This window comes from Variovorax sp. OV700 (assembly GCF_900099805.1).
GTDB lineage: Bacteria > Pseudomonadota > Gammaproteobacteria > Burkholderiales > Burkholderiaceae_C > Variovorax.
In genome coordinates this window covers 1-18581 of the sequence record NZ_FNDR01000004.1, presented here as the reverse complement: position 1 = coordinate 18581, position 18581 = coordinate 1, and the positions used below count along the sequence as shown (strand labels likewise).

At 62.4% G+C, this 18581-nt stretch carries 18 protein-coding genes; 8 read left to right on the top strand and 10 right to left on the bottom strand.

Annotation, left to right across the window (positions count from 1 at the left end; translation table 11 throughout):
* Window positions 1-154 precede the first annotated feature (154 nt).
* Window positions 155-958, top strand: a complete 804-nt coding sequence (locus BLR24_RS09995) for a MetQ/NlpA family ABC transporter substrate-binding protein (protein WP_093016381.1) — start codon at window positions 155-157, stop codon at window positions 956-958.
* Between the two features lie 38 nt (window positions 959-996).
* On the top strand, window positions 997-2568 hold the full coding sequence (locus BLR24_RS09990; RefSeq protein ID WP_093017304.1) for an ABC transporter substrate-binding protein: 1572 nt from the start codon (window positions 997-999) through the stop codon (window positions 2566-2568).
* On the opposite strand, the gene BLR24_RS09985 is transcribed toward BLR24_RS09990, so the two are convergent.
* From BLR24_RS09985 to BLR24_RS09950, 8 genes are read right to left on the bottom strand one after another with little or no spacing between them, the layout of a single operon-like run.
* A complete protein-coding gene (locus BLR24_RS09985) occupies window positions 2559-2894 on the bottom strand; it encodes a gamma-butyrobetaine hydroxylase-like domain-containing protein (protein WP_093016379.1) in 336 nt (111 codons plus the stop codon). The genes BLR24_RS09990 and BLR24_RS09985 overlap by 10 nt on opposite strands.
* Window positions 2884-3882, bottom strand: a complete 999-nt coding sequence (locus tag BLR24_RS09980) for a HEAT repeat domain-containing protein (RefSeq protein ID WP_093016377.1) — start codon at window positions 3880-3882, stop codon at window positions 2884-2886. The genes BLR24_RS09985 and BLR24_RS09980 overlap by 11 nt, the downstream gene beginning before the upstream one ends.
* 7 nt (window positions 3883-3889) lie before the next feature.
* Window positions 3890-4738: an ABC transporter ATP-binding protein gene (locus BLR24_RS09975; RefSeq protein ID WP_093016375.1), complete on the bottom strand. Its 849-nt coding sequence runs from the start codon at window positions 4736-4738 to the stop codon at window positions 3890-3892.
* Window positions 4735-5532 carry an ABC transporter permease gene (locus tag BLR24_RS09970; protein ID WP_093016373.1) on the bottom strand — a complete coding sequence of 266 codons (798 nt, stop codon included), beginning with the start codon at window positions 5530-5532 and terminating at the stop codon, window positions 4735-4737. Before BLR24_RS09970 ends, BLR24_RS09975 begins: the two co-directional genes overlap by 4 nt.
* Before the next feature lie 25 nt (window positions 5533-5557).
* On the bottom strand, window positions 5558-6982 hold the full coding sequence (locus BLR24_RS09965; protein ID WP_175543238.1) for an ABC transporter substrate-binding protein: 1425 nt from the start codon (window positions 6980-6982) through the stop codon (window positions 5558-5560).
* Between the two features lie 34 nt (window positions 6983-7016).
* Complete coding sequence (locus BLR24_RS09960) at window positions 7017-7250, bottom strand: 4Fe-4S dicluster domain-containing protein (RefSeq protein WP_018904228.1); 234 nt, start codon at window positions 7248-7250, stop codon at window positions 7017-7019.
* A gap of 34 nt (window positions 7251-7284) precedes the next feature.
* Window positions 7285-9036, bottom strand: a complete 1752-nt coding sequence (locus BLR24_RS09955) for a fumarate reductase/succinate dehydrogenase flavoprotein subunit (protein ID WP_093016371.1) — start codon at window positions 9034-9036, stop codon at window positions 7285-7287.
* Window positions 9033-9806 carry a GntR family transcriptional regulator gene (locus BLR24_RS09950; protein ID WP_018904226.1) on the bottom strand — a complete coding sequence of 258 codons (774 nt, stop codon included), beginning with the start codon at window positions 9804-9806 and terminating at the stop codon, window positions 9033-9035. Before BLR24_RS09950 ends, BLR24_RS09955 begins: the two co-directional genes overlap by 4 nt.
* 558 nt (window positions 9807-10364) lie before the next feature.
* Here BLR24_RS09950 and BLR24_RS09945 point away from each other — a divergent pair.
* The 5 genes from BLR24_RS09945 (at window position 10365) to BLR24_RS09925 (ending at window position 15778) form a co-directional block, all read left to right on the top strand.
* Entirely contained in the window at window positions 10365-11213 is an 849-nt protein-coding gene (locus BLR24_RS09945) for a hypothetical protein (protein WP_139188748.1), read from the top strand.
* Window positions 11214-11445: 232 nt separating this feature from the next.
* Window positions 11446-11658: a helix-turn-helix transcriptional regulator gene (locus BLR24_RS09940; RefSeq protein WP_093016367.1), complete on the top strand. Its 213-nt coding sequence runs from the start codon at window positions 11446-11448 to the stop codon at window positions 11656-11658.
* Window positions 11655-13319, top strand: a complete 1665-nt coding sequence (locus BLR24_RS09935; protein WP_093016365.1) for a DUF927 domain-containing protein — start codon at window positions 11655-11657, stop codon at window positions 13317-13319. Before BLR24_RS09940 ends, BLR24_RS09935 begins: the two co-directional genes overlap by 4 nt.
* 303 nt (window positions 13320-13622) lie before the next feature.
* Window positions 13623-14705, top strand: a complete 1083-nt coding sequence (locus tag BLR24_RS09930; RefSeq protein WP_175543237.1) for a phage/plasmid replication protein, II/X family — start codon at window positions 13623-13625, stop codon at window positions 14703-14705.
* 158 nt (window positions 14706-14863) lie between these two features.
* Window positions 14864-15778, top strand: coding sequence for a hypothetical protein (locus BLR24_RS09925; protein WP_093016361.1), 915 nt, complete (start codon window positions 14864-14866; stop codon window positions 15776-15778).
* A gap of 184 nt (window positions 15779-15962) precedes the next feature.
* On the opposite strand, the gene BLR24_RS09920 is transcribed toward BLR24_RS09925, so the two are convergent.
* Window positions 15963-16490: a hypothetical protein gene (locus BLR24_RS09920; RefSeq protein WP_093016359.1), complete on the bottom strand. Its 528-nt coding sequence runs from the start codon at window positions 16488-16490 to the stop codon at window positions 15963-15965.
* Between the two features lie 202 nt (window positions 16491-16692).
* On the opposite strand from BLR24_RS09920, the gene BLR24_RS09915 reads away from it, so the two are divergent.
* The gene (locus tag BLR24_RS09915; RefSeq protein WP_254787227.1) at window positions 16693-17028 is read left to right on the top strand and encodes an H-NS histone family protein; all 336 of its coding nucleotides are present in this window, start codon (window positions 16693-16695) and stop codon (window positions 17026-17028) included.
* Window positions 17029-17101: 73 nt separating this feature from the next.
* On the opposite strand, the gene BLR24_RS09910 is transcribed toward BLR24_RS09915, so the two are convergent.
* The gene (locus tag BLR24_RS09910; protein WP_093016355.1) at window positions 17102-18337 is read right to left on the bottom strand and encodes a hypothetical protein; all 1236 of its coding nucleotides are present in this window, start codon (window positions 18335-18337) and stop codon (window positions 17102-17104) included.
* Window positions 18338-18581: the final 244 nt, after the last annotated feature.

Below are 18581 nucleotides of genomic sequence, written 5' to 3'. Positions count from 1 at the left end.
CGGCCTCTTCGCCCCAGCGCATGCGAAAAACAGATATGCAAGCGCTTATCCGTTGTTTGGGCCCGGGAGTGTCGCGGCTAACCTGCGACGCCCAAGCTTTCCCGATTCGAGGAAAGCAGTCCGAAAAAACCTATTCCTCGAGGGAACCCTGAACATGTTGCTTTCATTTCGACGCGCCTATTTCGTCGTGGCACTCGCCATCACCGGTTTCGGCGCCGCCGCGCAGGCGCAAGAGGCGCTGCGCGTGGCCGCTTCGCCGGTACCGCACGCGGAGATCCTGGAGTTCATCCGCCCGCAGTTGAAGGCGCAGGGTGTTGACCTGCAGGTGAAGGTGTTCAACGACTATGTGCAGCCGAACCTTGCCGTGAGCGACAAGCAGCTGGACGCCAACTTCTTCCAGAACCGCCCGTACCTGGAGTCGTTCACCAAGGACCGGAAGTCGGACATCGTCGAGGTTCCGAACAGCGACGTGCACATCGAGCCCTTCGGCGCCTATTCGCAGAAGATTCGCAAGGCGTCCGAGCTGCGCGAGGGCGCCGTCGTGGCGATCCCGAGCGATCCCTCGAACTCGGGCCGGGCGGTGTCACTGCTGGCGCGCGAGGGGCTGATCAAGCTGAAGGATCCGTCCAACATCAAGTCGACCGCGCGTGACATCGTTGCCAATCCGAAGAAGCTGGTGATCCGCGAACTCGAATCGGCCCAGCTGCCGCGCGCGCTGCCAGATGTCGATCTCGCGCTGATCAACACCAACTATGCACTCGAGGCCAAGCTCGATCCGGCCAAGGATGCGCTCTTCATCGAGGATGGCCGCAAGTCGCCCTATGCCAATTTCATTGCGTCGCGCAAGGACAACGTGAGTTCGCCGGCCATCGCCAAGCTGGTGGCTGCGCTCCATACGGCCGAGGTCCGCAAGTTCATCCAGGACAAATACAAGGGTGCCGTGATTCCGGCCTTCTGAGCGACAAAGACATGACACGTTGGACCTACACGCGGGCGATGCCGCACTTCGCGGCATGGGCCGTGGCTGCCGCTTTCGCCTTTGCCGCATTGCCGGCGGCTGCCCAGCCGCGCCAAGGCGGCACATTGACCTGGCTGATCAACCCCGTTCCTTCCTCGATCGTTCCGCTCACGACCACGGCCGGCGGAAATGCCGAGATCGGTCCGAAGATCGTCGAAGGCCTGCTGACCTATGACTACGACCTCAAGCCCAAGCCGCTGCTCGCCACCGCTTGGTCGCTGAGCAAGGACGGCCTGCAATACACCTTCGAGCTGCGCAAGGGAGTGAAATGGCATGACGGCAAAGACTTCACGTCGGCTGACGTGGCCTTCTCGATCCTGACGCTCAAGCAGGTTCACCCGCGAGGACGAGGTACCTTTGCCAATGTGGTGGACGTTAAGACGCCCGATCCGCACACCGCCATCATCGTGCTGAGCAAGCCGTCGCCGTTCCTGCTCACGGCGTTGGCCTCGACCGAATCGCCAATCGTGCCGAAACACCTCTACGAAGGCACCGATATCGCGTCCAGCAAGTACAACAGCGCCCCGGTGGGTACCGGTCCCTTCGTGTTCAAGGAATGGGTGCAGGGCAGCCACATCATCCTCGAGCGCAACCCGAACTACTGGGACAAGCCCAAACCGTATCTCGATCGCGTGGTGGTGCGCTTCGTGCCCGATGCCGCGGCGCGTGCAGCTGCGCTGGAGTCGGGCGCGGCCGACCTGGCGAACGGAACGGGCGGCATCCCACTCTCGGACGTCGAGCGATTCAAGAAGCTGGCGGGCATCGAGATCGACACACGCATCTCGCCTTACCTCGGCAGCCATCAGCAGATCTACTTCAACCTGGACACGCCTGCGTTGCAGAGGCGCGAAGTGCGAAAAGCGATTGCCCAGGCCATCGATGTCAATGCGTTCGCGAAGACGGTGTGGTATGGCTATGGAACACCTTCGGCATCACCGATAGGGAAGGGCATCTCGCGCTATCACGACGCAAGCATCCAGCCATATCCTTTCAATCCAAAGGAAGCCGAAGCGGCGCTCGAGGCGGCGGGATTCAAGCGCGGCGCCGGTGGCACGCGCCTGAAGTTGCGGGTGCTCTACAACCCGTTTCAGGAGCGGCGAGCGGCGGACTTCGTGCGCCAGTCGCTGGGCCGCATCGGCATCGATGCCGTGGTCGAGAGCTACGACTTTGCGACCTACGTCAACAAGGCCTATACCGAGCGAGCATTTGACATCACGCTGGAAAGCCTCACGAACCAGTTCGATCCCACAGTAGGCGTGCAGCGCGTGTTCTGGTCGAAGAACTTCAAGGTTGGGCTGCCGTTCTCCAATGCGCCGCATTACGTGAATCCGGAAGTCGATCGCCTGTTGGAGGCTGCGGCAGTCGAAACTGACGAAGGCAAGCGCCGACAGTTGTTCACCGATTTCCAGCAGATCGTGTATCGCGATATCCCCTCCATTGAACTGGGGGCCAATCCTGCGATTACTGTGCTGGCGACGAAGGTACACAACTATGCCCCTACCGGGGAGCATATCCGGGGAAGCTTCGCGGACTTGTACCTTCAGCCTTGATCAGCGCTCGCCAGCGCCTGGGCGCGGTTTTTGTCCAGCAGCTCTCTCAGGAAGCGCCAGGGAAAGATGCCCCGGTCGTGGCCGTCGCCGAACACGAACTGCACGCCGTACGCCCCCACGGGCCGAATGTCCGCAAGCCGCACGGCTGCAGCTGACGGCAACAATCTCGCTTGACCATCGTGCCCGGCCGCGCGCTGGGCCTTGCAATCGGCGCAAGGGCAACTCGATCTCAGCAGCTGGTATGCCGCCAGGTGCTGCGTGCCATCCGCCCAGCGAAACTCCAGCACAGCGCGCGCGCGATGGTCGACGATGGACTCAGGTGCCATGTGCCGCCGCACCGATCTGCGCGATGGCCAGCCGGGCTGATTTGCGCACTTCCGGGTCCGCGTCGGCGGCGGCGATTTCGAGCGCCGGCACTGCGGCAGCATCGCCGATCTCGCCCAGTGCAAGCGCCGCTTCCTTGCGCAGGTTGCTGATGCCGTGGCCCAGCGTCGCGAGCAGCGCCGCGACGCTCCCGGTGCTCCGCAGCCGCCCCAGGCTGCGTGCGGCGCGCAGGCGCACCTGCCAATAGGGGTCGTCCAGGGCCACCAGCAGCGCTTCGGACGCGGCCGGCTGCTGCAGCTTGCCGAGCGATGTGGCGGCTTCTTCCCGCACCTGCCAGCTCGCGTCGCGCAGCGCGGTTTCCAGTGCGGCGCGCGCGTCGGCATTGCCGCTGGCAAACGCCAGCGCGCCCACTGCCGCCCGGCGCACTTCATCGACGGGGTCGGACATGGCGATGCCGGTCAGTGCGGGGAGGGCTGGGGCGTGCTTCAGATACCCGAGCACGCCGATCGCCTCGCGGCGCAGCGCGATGGCCTCGGCGCTGTCCTGCGCAGACCGCGGCTCCTGCAGGGCTGCCAGGGCAGGGCCAGCGCTGGCAGGTACCCGCAACTCGCGCAGCGCGCGCAGCACGGCGGCGCGCACCCGCGTTGCTCCGGCGCCTGCATACGGCAGCAGCCAGGCGGCTGACGCAGGCTCCTTCAGTTCAGCAAGGCTGTGGGCGGCGGCCTCGCGCACCTGGGGATCGGCGTCATCGAGCACTTGCGCCAGCCCTTCGACGGCCGCCTGGTTTTCCATGGTTTCGAGCGCCAGCGCCGCGGCGGCGCGCACGGCGGGTGCGTCGTCGCGCAGTGCGGCGACCAGGAGCGGCGTGTGCGCCTCGTCGGCCAGGTCGCCAAGGTCCATCACGGCGATGCGGCGCACTTCGGCGTCGGGTGAGTTCAGCCGCGCGGCGATGGCTTGCAGTTCGGGATCATCGAGGAGGGCGGGGTTCATTTTTCTTTCAGATGGCGAAGCGCAACTGCGCGGCGGCAGGCGCGCCGAGCGGCGTGAGGCGCTCGAGCGGTGCGCCGGCGCCCGCATGCGGATGCAGCAGCTGCAGGCAGCGCCGCTTGAGCGCGGTGAATTCGGAAGACGTGACCAGCGACGGATCGCGTGGCCGCTCGAAACCGAGCTCGAACTCGGCCACGATCCGGCCCGGCCGCGGCCCCATCACGAGCACGCGGTCGCCGAGGAACAGCGCCTCGTCGATGTCGTGGGTGATGAAGACGATGGTGGTGCGCACGCGCGCCCAGGCGTCGAGCAGCTGGCGCTGCATCATGAGGCGGGTCTGGGCGTCGAGCGCGCCGAAGGGCTCGTCCATCAGCATCACGCGTGGATGGTTGATGAGCACCCGCGCAATCTCCGCACGCTGCTGCATGCCCCCCGAGAGCTGCGACGGATAGAAGCCGGCGAAGTCGTCCAGGCCGACGAGGCGCAGCATTTCATGCGCACGCGCGTGCCGTTCGCGGCGGCCCACACCCTGCATCTTCAGTCCGAAGGCGACGTTGTCGAGCACCTTCTTCCACGGAAAGAGCGTGTGGTGCTGGAAGACCAGGCCTCGGTCCGGATGCGGCCCGCGCACAGGCTCGCCGTCCACGCTGATGCTGCCGCCTGCCGGCGAAAGATGGCCGGCCAGCGCACCCAGCAGCGTCGACTTGCCGCAGCCCGAAGGGCCGAGCAGGCAGACGAACTCGCCGGGATTCACGTGCAGGGTGATGTCCTGCACCGCATCGAAGGCCTGGGCACCATGGCCAAGGCGCACGCGCACGCCGTCAAGGGCGATCCGCCCGGTCTGCACGTCGGCCTTCATTTTCTTTTCTCCTGCACGGCGCGCCACGGCATCAGCGCCTGCCCGGCCCGTCGAACGAGTGCGCTGCTGCCCATGCCGAGCACGCCGATGAAGAGCATGCCCACGACGATGTCGGCGTAGTTCTGGATCGTGTACGACATCCAGGTGTAGTAGCCGATGCCGAACTGGCCCGAGATCATCTCGGCCGTGACCAGGCAGAACCACGCGGTGCCCATGCCAATGGCCAGCCCGGTGACCACGCTCGGCAGCGCGCCGGGCAGGACCACCTCGCGGAACACCGCGAGACGGCCCGCGCCCAGGCTGCGCGCCGAAGCGACCAGGCGCGCGTCCACGGCTTCCACGCCGTGCACGGTGTTCAGCAGCACCGGAAACAGCGCACCGACAAAGGTGATGAACACCATCGACGCCTCCGAGGACGGAAACATCAGGATCGCCAGCGGTATCCATGCCACCGCCGGAATCGGGCGCAGCACCTCGAGCGGCGGCAGCAAGCTGTCTTCGGCCCAGCGGGCGCGGCCGATCGCAAGGCCGAGCACCACGCCGGTGATGGCCGCCAACCCGAAGCCGATGAACACGCGGCGCAGGCTCGCCCCCAGGTGCTGCAGTACCAGCGGCGATTGCAGGAGCGACCAGGCCGACTCGGCCACTTCACCCGGCGGAGGCACATTCTGGAAAGTGACGACGCCCAGGTTGATGCGCTCGCGCGTGGCGAGGTGCCACGCAACCACGCACAGCACCAGCGCAGCAATGCGCCAGGCCGTGCGCCGCAGGTTGCCGTTGAAGAAGCTGGCCATGGTGGAGCTCGCGAAGAAGAACGACTCAGCCGGCCAGCGCGGCGCGCACGCCCGCAAAGTCCGCCACCTTGCCGCCGTGCTTTGCGGCCCAGCCTTCGGCCTGGTCCTTGAGCAGGAAGGCATCGACCTCGCCCTTGGCGCCGAGCACAAACCACGCGTCGGCCGCCAGCAGCTTGTTGCCGCTGTTGCGGTCCTGCGCATAGACCACGCGCGCCTTTTTGCCCGACTTCTCGAGCTTCTGCAGGTCGCTAAAGGCGTTCTCGGGCGAGGCATAGTGCCGCACGAGCGGCTCGCCGGCCACCCACACCTGGGCCACCCGGCTCACATCGGTGATCGGCTTGCCCGTGGCGGCGTCCTTGGCCACCAGCGGGGCACGGGCATAGTTTTTCAGCTGCCTGTCGTAGTCCAGGCCGGCCTCTTTGAAGGCGGCGCGAATGTAGCTGTCGTGCACGAAGGCATTGGCGTCGATGTCGTTGTCGGTGCGCTTGAGCAGGCGCAGCGTGTCGAGCGATGTCTTCACGGCCTGGCGGTACTCGGGCTTCCAGCTCAGGTCGCGCGTCTGCAGGCCGAGCGGGCCGTGGAACAGGTAGTTGACCTCCGCCTCGATGCCCGTGACCTTGGCGATCAGCTCGCTGTACTTTTCAGGCTCTGCAGCCACGAGGCGGTCGGCCTCCAGCGCGGCGCGCAGATAGGCAGCCACGACCTCGGGGTATTTCTTCGCATAGTCCTCGTCGACCAGGCTGCCATGGAAGGTGGGCGCGTTTGCCTGCGAGCCGTCGTAGATCTTGCGCGCGAAGCCGCGGTAGGGAAACAGTTCGGCAAAGGGCACGAAGTCCGCATGCGCCTCGACCTTGCCGGCCTGCAGCGCGGGGCCGGCCACCTCGGGCGCCTGCGTGGTGATGTTCACGTCTTTCAGCGGATCCCAGCCCTGCGCCTGGATGGCACGCAGCAGCATGCCGTGCGAAGTGGACGCGAAGGGCACTGAGATGGTCTTTCCCTTGAGCTCGGCGAGCGACTGCACCTTCGAATCCTTCGGCACGACGATGCCGTTGCCGCTGCCCGTGGTGCTGCCCGAGAGCACGGTGATGAAAATGCTCCTGCGTCCCGCCTTCTGGAAGGCCGCACCGTTGAAGCTGCCCGGAAAGTCGGCCATCGAGCCGAGGTCGAGCTTGCCCGCGACCATTTCGTTGGTCAGCGGCGCGCCCGAGGTGAAGTTCTTCCATTCGATCTGGTATTGCGCGTCCTTGTACTTGCCGGTGCGCGGCAGGTATTTTTCAAGCAGCTTCAGCTCGCGGATCAAAAGGCCGCCTGTGGCGCAGTTGATGGTGGTGTCTTGCGTGCCGATGGCGACGCGAATGGTTTCAGCCTGCGCAGCGGGCAATGCCAGCAACAAGCCGAGGGTGGCGCCCCACAAAGACAGGGTGCGGCTCAGGATTCTCTGGGTCTTCATCGTGATGCTCCGGTTTGAATGCAGTGGCCGCGGCTCAGCGCAGCAGGTAGGGAATGTCGACGGTGACCGCGCCGGTGGGGCAGTCTTTCTCGCAAGGCATGCAGTACCAGCATTCGTCGAACTTCATGTAGGCCTTGCCCTTGCTGAGGTCGATGGCGAGCACGTCGAGCGGGCAGACATCGACGCAGACGGTGCAGCCCTTGTGGGCGATGCACTTGTCCTCGTCCACGCGCACGGGCACGCTGGTGGGGTTGAAGGCGAGAGGCATGTGGGGTTCTCTTTGTTTTGCGGAGGGGAGGGCGTCATGCCGCGACCGGATCGCGCGCCTCGGCGGGTACGCGCAGATGCTGGTAGGCCGACATCTCATGGGCGTCGAGCGGCACGATGTAGGGGTCGACCGGACGCTTGAAGCTCACCATCGCGTCGCCCTGCTTTCGCAGCTGTGTGTGGCAGAACCAGTCGCGGTCGTTGCGCTCCGGAAAGTCCACGCGGTGGTGGTACAGGCCCCAGCGGCTTTCGGTCCGGTAGAGCGAAGCGCGTGCGGCCATCTCGGCGCAGTCGCGAATGGCGTGCACTTCCATCGCGCGCATGAGTTCGTGCGGGCCGGGGGCGGCGAGCTGTTCGAGGTCTTCGTGGATCTGCTCGAAGCGCGAAAGGCCGATCTCCATCTTGCGCGTGACCTTGGGCGGCTGCAGGTAGTCGTTGACCATGCGGCGCAGCTTGTATTCGACCTGCGCGGGCGGCAGGCCGCCACCCCGCAGGTTGGCATGCCGCAGGAGCGGCGCGCCGACGCGGGCATGCTCGCGCGCCACCTGTTCTTCGTCGAGCGCAGGCAGCTCGACTTCCGCGCAATGCCGCGCCGCGCTTTCGCCCGCGAGCCGGCCATAGACGAAGGCGCCGAGCATGTAGTTGTGCGGCACGCAGGCCAGGTCGCCTGCGGCGTGCAGGCCCGGCACCGTGGTGCGCGCGTGCTCGTCCACCCACACGCCAGAGGCCGAATGGCCGCTGCAAAGGCCGATCTCCGAGATGTGCATCTCCACCATCTGGTCGCGGTAGTCGGTGCCGCGCCCGGCATGGAAGCGGCCGCGGCTGGGGCGCTCGTTGGTGTGCAGGATCTGCTCGATGGTGGCGATGGTCTCTTCGGCCAGGTGGTTCAGCTTGAGGAAGACGGGGCCGTTGCCGCCTTGGAGCTCGTTGTAGAACTCCATCATCATCTGGCCGCTCCAGTAGTCGCACTCGATGAAGCGCTCGCCCTTGTTGTTGGTGGTGTGGCCGCCGAAAGGGCCCGTCACGTAGGCGCAGGCAGGGCCGTTGTAGTCCTTGATGAGCGGGTTGATCTGGAAGCACTCGATGCCCGAGAGCTCCGCGCCCGCGTGGTAGGCCATGCTGTAGCCGTCGCCCGCATTGGTGGGGTTTTCGTAAGTGCCGAAGAGGTAGCCGGAAGCCGGCAGACCCAGGCGCCCGGCCGCGCCGGAGGCCAGCACCACGGCCTTGGCGCGGATCACGTGGAACTCGGCCGTGCGGCAGTCGAAAGCCATGGCGCCCGCGATGCTGCCGTTGGCTGCGGTGAGCAGGCGCGTTACCACCAGGCGCTGCGACATCTCCACGCGCGTGCGCTTCAGGCGCCGGTACAGCACGTTCTTGATGTTGTGGCCCTCGGGCATCGGCAGCACGTACGTGCCCATGTGGTGCACCTTGCGCATCGCGTAGTCGCCGGTCTCGTCCTTCTCGAACTTGACGCCCCATCGGTCAAGCTCCTCGATCATCGAATAGCTGTTGCGCGCATAGGCCATCACCGTCTTCTGGTTGACGATGCCGTCGTTGGCGGTGGTGATCTCCTTCACGTACTGCTCGGGCGTGGCAAAACCGGGTACGACCGCATTGTTCAGGCCGTCCATCCCCATCGAGATGGCGCCGCTGCGCTTGACGTTGGCCTTCTCCAGCAACAAGACTTCGAGCTTCGGATTAGCTTCTTTTGCCTTGACGGCGGCCATCGGACCGGCCGTGCCGCCGCCGATGACCAGCACGTCGACGGTTCGGGCGATGATGTTCATGAATTGGCCTTCGTCGTCGGGTTGGCGCGGGCGATGCGAAGCCGGTGCTGGAACGCATCGCCGCGAAAGTAAAGGTCTTCGAAATCCAGCGGCGCGCCGTCTGCCGTGTGAGTGAGGCGCTCCACGCGCAGCACGGCCGTGCCCTCGGGCACGCTCAGTGCACGGGAGAGCACCTCGTCCGCGAGCATGGCGTCAATCTGCAGATCGGCGTGGCCAAGGGCGATGCCGTAGTCGTTTTCCAGGATCAGGAAGATGTCGCGCCCAGCCAGATCCGCCTGGCGAAGCCGCTCGCCGATGGCGTGGGGCAGGTAGGTCACTTCGTAGGACACCGGCGCGCGGTTGAGGTGCCGCACACGCTTGATCTGCGCCACCGGCGTGCCCTCTGCCAAACCCAGCTGCTGCGCCACGCGAGGGGAGGCGGGCACGGTCTTGTGGCTCGTGACCTGGTTGCGTATCTCGTAGCCCATGCGCACCATCGCTTCGGCAAAACCTTCGAGCTGCCCCAGGTGCTGGAACGCCTTGGGCTTTGCGACGAATGTGCCCTTGCCCGGGATCTTGAAGATCAGGTTCTCGCGCTGCAGGTCGCTCAGCGCCTGGCGCACCGTGATGCGGCTGACCTTGAACAGCGCGACCATTTCGCTTTCGGAAGGCAGTTGCGCATGCGGTGCGTAGGTGCCGTCGAGGATTCGTTCGCGCAGCACCTCGCGCACCTGGGTGTAGAGCGGAACGGGAGAAAAGGCTATCGGCTCGAGAGCCCTGGCGACTTGCATGCGGCTGACCTGTTATGACCGGTTGGATGAAGCCGGATGCTAGTCAGCGATGCTTGTGCCGTTAAATAACGAAAACGTGCTTTGATATTTGAAAAATGATCGGCCGCCGTTGGCGGCAGCCGGAGGCCCGAAGCCGCTGGTCCGCGCTTAGGGGCCTGTTGGTACGGCGCTTGGTGAGGTTGGTTGAGGCAAAGTAACAGCAGCTGGCGTCGAGGCGCTTTTTCCCTGGGCGGCTTTTTATGCTCCCTTGCCCCTATCAGCGCTCAGCCGCTGTCAGGAGGCAGTCCGGACGTTGCGTGCGAGTCAACATGAAGACCGTGCGAGAGTTCTGTGCAGCGGTACGCGCCGTCTTGCTGTGGGCCACTCGCGGGTCCATTCAGCGGCCTTGGCAAGCGGTGGCATCTCGTGAGCTGGAGCTGGCGAAAAGTCCAACCACCGATAACCAGGTGTTTACGTGCCTGTGGTTATCGTGGGTTGGGGCACCTACACCGCCGTAGTGCGATTGTTGACCCGAGCGTGCGTGAAGGCGAGACTGCCGATCTGAATAGAATCCGCCGCATGGCAACTGGCAAAAAAAGCACATTCGCTGTGCAACGTACACTCAAAGCGAAGAAGAAGCTGACCCCCGTCAAAAAATCTGCAAAGCTTCCGTCGCAACGGCTGAAGGCCCCCCGTTGGGTTTATTGGCTCGGACGGCCGAGCGTGTCACTACGGCAGGCGGCGCTGCTGACCATGGGTCTGGCCCCCGAGAAGGGAGTCATTGCGCTGCTGAAAAACAGGGAGCGAAAGAAGCTCGAGTTCCGCAAGCGCGAGAAGGCGCTCGAGGCCGAATATGGGATCAGCAAATGGATTCCACGCGCAAACACCCTGCCACGTCGAGTCACCGTGCGCAACGCGCTTGAGTTCGCATCGGAGTCCGGATGGACACTTGCGAAAAACGCCAAGAACGCATTGATGCGAGCACGGCATCTGGAACTGATGGACGGCGCCACCGACGTCCGACAAGAAATGCACACCGCGCCGATCGAGCCGATAGGCGGTGCTCTGGCGCTGCCGTTGAGCACGGCGACAGGCTCTTTCGCCTTCGCGGTGAATCGAGAGTCGAACGCGAATGAGAAATCGAGCCGCAAGGAAGAGCGCGCAATTCAAGTGCTCGGCGCGGTTCTCGTCCTTCTGCATCGCGCTGAGAAGACGATGGCGCGCCCGCGCTATCTACGCGAGGGCGCGTTCAACTTCACCACGCTCGTAGAGGAAGTCAAAGCCGTCGTCGCCGAAGAGAAAGCCACAGCTCACGACCTCGCCGGTATGAGTGACAGCAACGTTCGGACCTACCTTAGGGATGCGCTACGTGGCTACGCCGTTGCGTATCCCAAGTCGAAGCCGAGTAGCGAAGCTGAGGAAGGTTAACTCCTCAGGGCCTTGTTGGCCGGTAGGGCGGGGGCCTTTCCTCGTCAATTGGCGCGTCTTCAAATAGGCTGAGAAATTCGTGCCTTGCAACCTGCAAGTTCTATTCTTGCAGGCTGCTACTCGCCCTGCAGGTTGCAAACTGCAAGCGAGCTTTGCTTCGATCATTGATCCCGTTGCGCAACACACACCTCCGCCCCGGCTGAGATCTGTTTAAACCCATCGGAGATCACTCATGAATTCGAAACCACTGACGACCATGTCGTCTCTTCGGCAGCTTGCCGCTCGCCTCAACATTTCCCTCGGAACAGCGCGCAAACTGGTCGATGACGGTCATCTGACCGCCATCCGCGTCGGCACCCGCTGCGTGCGCATCAGCGACGCTGAGATTGAGGGCTTCCTCGCCGGGCAGAAGGCTTCCGCTTCTAAGAAGGAGGAGGCGCTGTGAAAAAGAACGAAAAGAGGAGCGCTGAAAAAGACCAAGTGCTGCCCGGAGATGGCGCACTGCGGCAAGCGATCAAATCTGTGCGCCGGGCAATCGATGTCAATGGCAATGCCACTAACAAACACGCCATCCAAATAGGGAACAAGTGGCACTTCCTCGATGCCCTTGAGCTGGTCAACGGAAAAATCGATAGCCTCGCCAAGGCGTCGCAAGCGAGCAACTTGCCGATCGACTTGACCAAGAGAGAGTACGTGGAGCTCGGAGCCCAGATCGCGAAGGCCGTGCGCGGCTCTGCCGTGGTGCTGTCCTCCTCCGGTTATCACGTGGTGCGATGGAAGGGAGAATCCTACAAGGCGGTTGTTTGGCGCGGAGAAGCGCACTGGATCGGTGAGGAACCCGATGCAGTCGTCGTCATTGAAGACGCCGTCAACTCAGAGATCGTCGAACCTCTGGGTGATCTTGAAGAGTGGAAGGCCGAGATCGGCACCCACTTTGCCAAGAACCCATACATGATCGTCACTCTGGGTGCGGCACTCTCCGCACTGCTGATTCGACCGCTGGCACTCGAGCGGCTGATGCTCTTGCTCGTTGGAGAAAGTTCGATTGGCAAGACCGCTATTCAAGAAGCCGTGCAATCGATCATCCGGCCTGGGCCCGTCGACTCTGCTTCTGGCACCGTGCTCGGGCTTCAGCAGCAGATGTCCCTCCAGCCGGACCAGCCCGTCTTCTTTCAGGAGACTCGCCAGGTCAGCGATGCAAGCAACCTCATCAACCTGGTGTTCGACCACGGCAACGCGGGCAAACGAGTGGTGGGGCACGCATCGCAGCAAGCCATAGAAGGCAAGGCCCTGCATTGCGTACTCATCGCTTCTAACGAACGCACGATCGCCGAGATGGTGCGCAGCCGAAACGTAACCATCGATGCAGGCATCGGCGCTCGCGTTCTCGAGCTCATCGTCGACGGCCCTCATGGTGCATTTCACGATGTACCTGAGTCGATGGAGCCGGCGGCGTTCGCGGAGTATTTGTCTTCGAGCAGTGAATCGCTCTATGGGGCGCTTTGGGACGCGTGGGTCGAAGTTCTCGTGACGAATCACGATGAGCTTCGCGAGAGCGCCAAAATCTTGATACCGAAGATCCGCGCATGGCTGGAAAATAAAGTGAAGACGAAGGATCGCATCCTCAAGCGCATGCTCAACGGCTATGCGGGATGGCTGTTTGCACTCATATTCGCCCGACGACATGAACTCATCGACCTTACCGTGGACGAGATCAAAGACGCGTTCGCGACAGTCATCATGGCGCACAACGAGCGTGCGAGAGGTGGCCTCAGTTCGATGGATCAAGAGATCCTCGAGGAGATTCGAGCCTCCATCGATGAAAACCCGAGTCGTTTTCCGCCATTGAGTCTGGTTGATCGCAAGAAGGACGGACTGTGGGGCTACGAGCACGCGGTAGCGGACGAAGATCTGTATCTGGTGTTCAAGTCATCACTGGGCAAGATCGCGAAGAACCACGCGGAGAGGGACGTTCTGCGCGTGCTTAAAGCATCGGGGATGCTCAAGCACAACAAGGATGGACTCATGTATTCGGTGCGGACACCAGAGAGCGACATGCCCAAACGCTTTTACGCCATCCGCAAATCGATTCGGTATGACGGCTAGCCAGGCGCGGTTGCCCAGTTACGGCGTTACGCCGTAACAGCCGTCAAAGAGAAGGCCGTCGCCGCAAGGGGCTGTGAAGTTTCCCAGGCCCGGTAATACGCCACAACATGCCACATTTACATCACTTCCTTCTTGTTGTGTAGGTGTAACGGCAGGTGTGTCAGTTCGAGGCAGATGGTGCTCTATGAGCTTCAGATTCTTCGAACCATGAGGCTAACAACCTCTAGTTCAACGCCTTCGGGCGGTTCCATTTTCTTCCAAATACCTCCGCATGGACATGATTCCTGCGGAATGGGGGCTGCTATGCCTATTCAAGATAAAGACAACGTTTTCTACGACCAGACGGATGGCTTCGGCTCATCGTTGATCGACACGGTGAAGTTCCGCCTTCGACTCGAGCATGAGCCGCTCGTCGACATGGTCGAAGGAAACCCAAACCTGCGCCGACACGGTGCCCGGTTCACAGTCGACAGTAAATTTCCGGGTGTGCGTGCCAACGTCTGGTCTCCCGCCGACAACCAGAGCTTGGTTATCGAGGCATCCGTCGCGAAGTTCTTGACCGGCCAGAACGTTTTCGGTCTTTATGACCTCGATGACGCTTGCTATGAACTGGGTCACGAAGTTCTGGAGCGCCTGGGTCTCGAGATCGACAGTGAGGTCGAAACCACCTTGGCTGACGGTGCCATGGAGTTGCTTCGCGTTGACGCCGCGGCGCACCTGAAATGCGAGAGCGGGGAACAAGCTGCCGCCGTAATGGCCGCACTGCGGCGCCTGGCCGTCACAGCGGACGGCGACTGGGCCGCAATTAAAAACGAGACGGTAACCCTCGGTTCGTGGTCGCGTCGTCGCACGTTCACGATCTATCGCAAGGACCGCGAACTCATCAAGCGACCGCCGAGCCGCAGCGTGTGGCGTCGTGCGCATCTGCTGGCCGCCGCCGAGAACTCGATGCGCTTCGAACTTAGCCTTGCGGGGCAGGAGCTGCGGAGCCAAGGGGTAGTCATTGCCCACGAACTCCGCCCCTGGCACTTGTTTGAGCAGCTCTGGGACTGGTTTCACCGGGTTGCCGGCACGGCGCGCCCCTTGCCCGTGATCGCCGACATCGAAGGGCTGCCAGGCGCGCTGGCTCTGCGCATGCGTGCTTGGCAACTTGGCGATGCGAACGCCTTTGCCGTTGCGCCGTCGACCCGGCGCCAATATCGCCAGCGGGTCCTAGAGCGTACTGGCATCGATATCAACAGCCCATTGAGCGCCGACGAACAGCGGGAGGCCCTGAAAACTGTGCGTGACGCCTTGGTCGGCGGGCTGACAGTCTGCGATCGCAGCGACTTGTGGGGGCGCATGAAAGCCGGCCGCCGAGGTCTTGACCAGTCGCGCGCTCGGTAGGCGCGCTCGGCTCAATCCTTTAGCTCTGATCGTCGTTTGAAACGAGCGGCAGATGCCTCGGGGCGAGCGTCCAGAACTGCAGATACGTGGGAAGAGGAATGCCCTCTGCTCCTTCAATTCGCACAACCACCAGTGCTTAATCTTTTCGTGGAATAGAAATGAACTTCAACTATTCAAATGACTTCATCGTGATTCGCCGTCTCGCGTTTCGCATTGAACTTGTTCCCCCGGGCGCCGATGCTCCGCTTTCTGAGAAGGAGCTCGTTCGCTCCTTGGGCGAGAACTACCCCTTCTGCAAAATGAAAGTGGAGGGGGACACCGCCACCTTCGCAGGGCTCGACGGCAATGGTGAGCCGGCGAGCTTCGATTTCAGTGGAGCTAGTGCGTATCGATACAGTTTCGGAGCCTTGGTCGATCAGGGCGGGCCAGTCGTGGTTCAACTCGGTTTGCGTAGCGCTGGCGAGTTGGATCCGCCTCATCTAAGAGTAATCATTGACGAGTGCGCTAGGAAGGACCGCCGCCTATTGGTGTGGCTGATGCGATATCTTGCTGCTTTGTGCGGCGAGCCGGGCCCTTTCGACGAGTCGCGCATCACGGTGGAGCATATCGATGCGGCTTTTTTCCTAGACAAGCGGACCATAGAAGAAGTGGAACCTGTTCACCAATCCACCCTTGCCGGTGCTCTCGAAACCATGGTCGATGCTGAGGGAAGAATCTGTGGGTTCCAGATTGGTCAGCATCTTGATGCTCACGAAAAAGCCGAGATGCCCTGTACGGCAACTAGGAGACAAGTACTGGACATCGCCATGTGGGAGCAGACTCGGGAATTTGCGTTGCATTCCGTCGATCTCTTCCGAGAAGGGCATCCGGGCGTCTTGCTGCGGGCGCAGCTACGCGGCGCCTTCAGCTTAAAATCGCTCAGTGAGAAGAATCTTCTTGCAGGGCTTGAGTTGACCTGTCGGAATTCTCGTGACCCAGAGAAGCGCCTTCGCGTTGGAGTCGACGACTGGAACACATGGGAGTCCTGGGCTCGGATTGTTCTGGAAACCTCAGCGGTTGGTGCTCGTGACTAGCCGGTTTGCCGTAGCGGGTGAATGCCGTTAGGCAGTGCCATGCTTGCTACGCCACGAGATATTCCCGTCGCCTAGTCTTCTAAGATCGACGTCGGGCCTTTCCGATACCTGGTAACGGAAAGGCCCGAGCGTCGGCACCGACTGACTCCGCGAACTCGGAGCCTATCGGAGCAGTAAAGAGCAACTACTTGAGGTTGGCAAAGTAGCTGTAGTTGAGCCGTAATTCCCTGGCCCAAAGCTCGGTGTCAGGGGTGAATCGAGGTGTCGCCCGCCGGACCTTCCGCGCGAGTCGAAGAAACTCCGCATTTGGCTTCCCCGCTGCCGGCCCGGTCACAAGTGCCGAGGCGATCAGGTCCGCCTCCTTGTAGGAATGCAAGCTCAGATAGGTCAGGAACTCGTCTACCAGTTCTAGGTCTTTTCGGCGGATCACTGTGTCACCGCTCACGTCCATATTCGGGAGATAGGGCTTACCTTCGTTAATTGAAGGAATGCAGAAGGTCACGTCCTTGACGAGCGCGCCGTACGTCCAGGTGGTGTTGGTGCGTGCGGCCCAGCCAAGCCGACCTGCAATCTCTTCGAGCGCGTCGTGGTCGTGTGGCACGTATTGCCATTCGCGTACGGTTTCACTAGCCAGCAATTGGTCTCGCGTTTGGGTGCGAAGGGTGCCGTTGTAGCTAAGCTTGTATCTGGGGGTGTCGTTGAGCGAGGTCATGCCGGATTATGTTTGAAGGCAGTGCACCCGCGACTCGGAACAACATAGCTGTCATGTCGAACACCGCTTTGCCCTATTGCGCCGCAAGTCGGGTCTCGCGTCGAAATGGCGTTCCACTCTGACAGGAGCTACTCTCTTTTCGCGTTTATGCTCGCGCCTTCATCTAATTCAAGGCTTATTCATGGCAAAGACTTTCCTCCAAGTGCAAAAGCAGATCGAGCAGCTCCAGAAGGAGGCCGAGCAGTTGCGCAAAAAGGAGGCTGACGGCGTGCTCAGCCGCATCAAGGAAGCCATCTCGGTGTATCGCTTTACGGCGGCCGACCTAGGCTTCAGAAAGGCCCTTGGCCGCGTTGCCGTGACCAAGAAGGAGGCAGGGAAGAAGACCGGCAAGCCCAAGAAGGCAACAGCTGCTGCAACCGGTGCCCCCAAGTTCAAGGATGACCAAGGCAACGAATGGAGCGGCCGTGGCCCCCGTCCTGCCTGGTTTAAAGCGGCGCTCGACGCCGGCAAGTCGGCCGACGACCTGCGCGCCAAGTAGAAAGAGAGCCACTCGCAATTCGAGTGGCTCTCTTTCGCCACAATCAATCTAGAAGCAGGCGACGGTCTAGGCCTTAGCGCCGCGCTCCGGCCGTCTGGTAAATGACCCTTGCTCGCTTCACCGCATCGGCCATCTGCGATTTGCTGATGCGGGGCAGCTCAAGGCCTTCGTCGCCCGCTGCATACAGCCCCCCACCAAAGTCGCTGTCATAGAACTCTCCGTCTCGCTCGCCACCATCGTGGTAGGCCCGCATGGTCGAAACGGTGAGGTCGTGCCCATACAGCAACGCCAGTTGCTGCCACTGCCAAGCGTCCATCGCGTTGCCCAAGTCCAGTGCCTCGGTAGCCAGTGTTCGAATTGCGTCTATGTCGCCGCGCGCAGCCAGTTGCGCCAGCGCGGCTGCGTCACCGCGCCGGGCCAGCACGGCCAGTGCATCGGTTGCGCCCTCGGCAGCGGCGACGCGGAGCCACTTCATTCGCTGCGTGTCGTCGGGGGCAACTTCTACCATGCGCCGGGCATCTACGGGGCCATCCATCTGGTCCGCAATCTCGTACAGCGCTCTGCCGCCCAGCACCTCCGCACATTCCAGCGCGGCCGTTCGGTCACCCAGCGACGCCGCAGCCTTAAGGTGCTGCATGTACTTTTCGTACAACGGCGCGTCGTGCAAGTAGTCGTCGACCCAGGCCTGCTCGATCGATGACAGCTTTCGGCCCTTCAGCGATTCCTCATACAGGTAGGGGCTTGGCCGCCCGCAGCGGTAATACGCAGCAAGCGCAAAGTGCGCAATCGCGTCGGCCGGACGAAGCTGAACCGCACGTTCGAGGCTGTCGAGGAGGAGTGGAGAGCTGGCAGGAAGAGGTACGTGGCCCGGCGGGTGACCGCCCGAGCTGGATTGGGGCTCTGTACCCCAATCGTTGTCCTCCAACTCCTCGTCCGTCAGTTCGTCCTCGTCGTCGAGGTACTCGTGCCCTGGTGGGCGCGGCGCATGCAGCGCGGTTGCAAGCGTTTGCCACTCAACAAATGACAGCTTCAGTTCACCAATTAGCTCGGTCAGCATGGCCGCCGTGGTCTCGGCATCCGCCGTCGAGTACTCGAGTTGAATCGCGCGGCCGGCTATCAGCGCTCGTGCTTGCAAGGCCCGGCCATCCGTTCCTGTGTCTGCCAGCAGTGCGGCCGAATCAAACGCGGCCCACGATCGAAACCCCGCCGCCGCCGCAAGCAGTTCGAGAACATGCCCACGTTTGACCGGGAAGGTTAGGCGAGACTGGAGCCGGGATTGTGCAACATACGCCAGTTCTTTCAACGTCATTCAAAACTCCTTCGTTGTCGACACGTCGCCTCGGGAAAGCGGTGCGCGCGTTTAAATGCCCGAGGACGACAAGCGTCGGAAGAAGAGATCTGCGTTGAACGAAGATGAATGGAAAGCGGCCTTTTTCTACTCGCGCGCAAGTAAGGTTGGTAATAGTCCGACGAAGGCCGCCCTTGCCTGATGCGCAGGCTGCGGGAAGCATCTGACCCGAATCGCAGACCCGCTTGGAGGTGTGCGCTAAAGG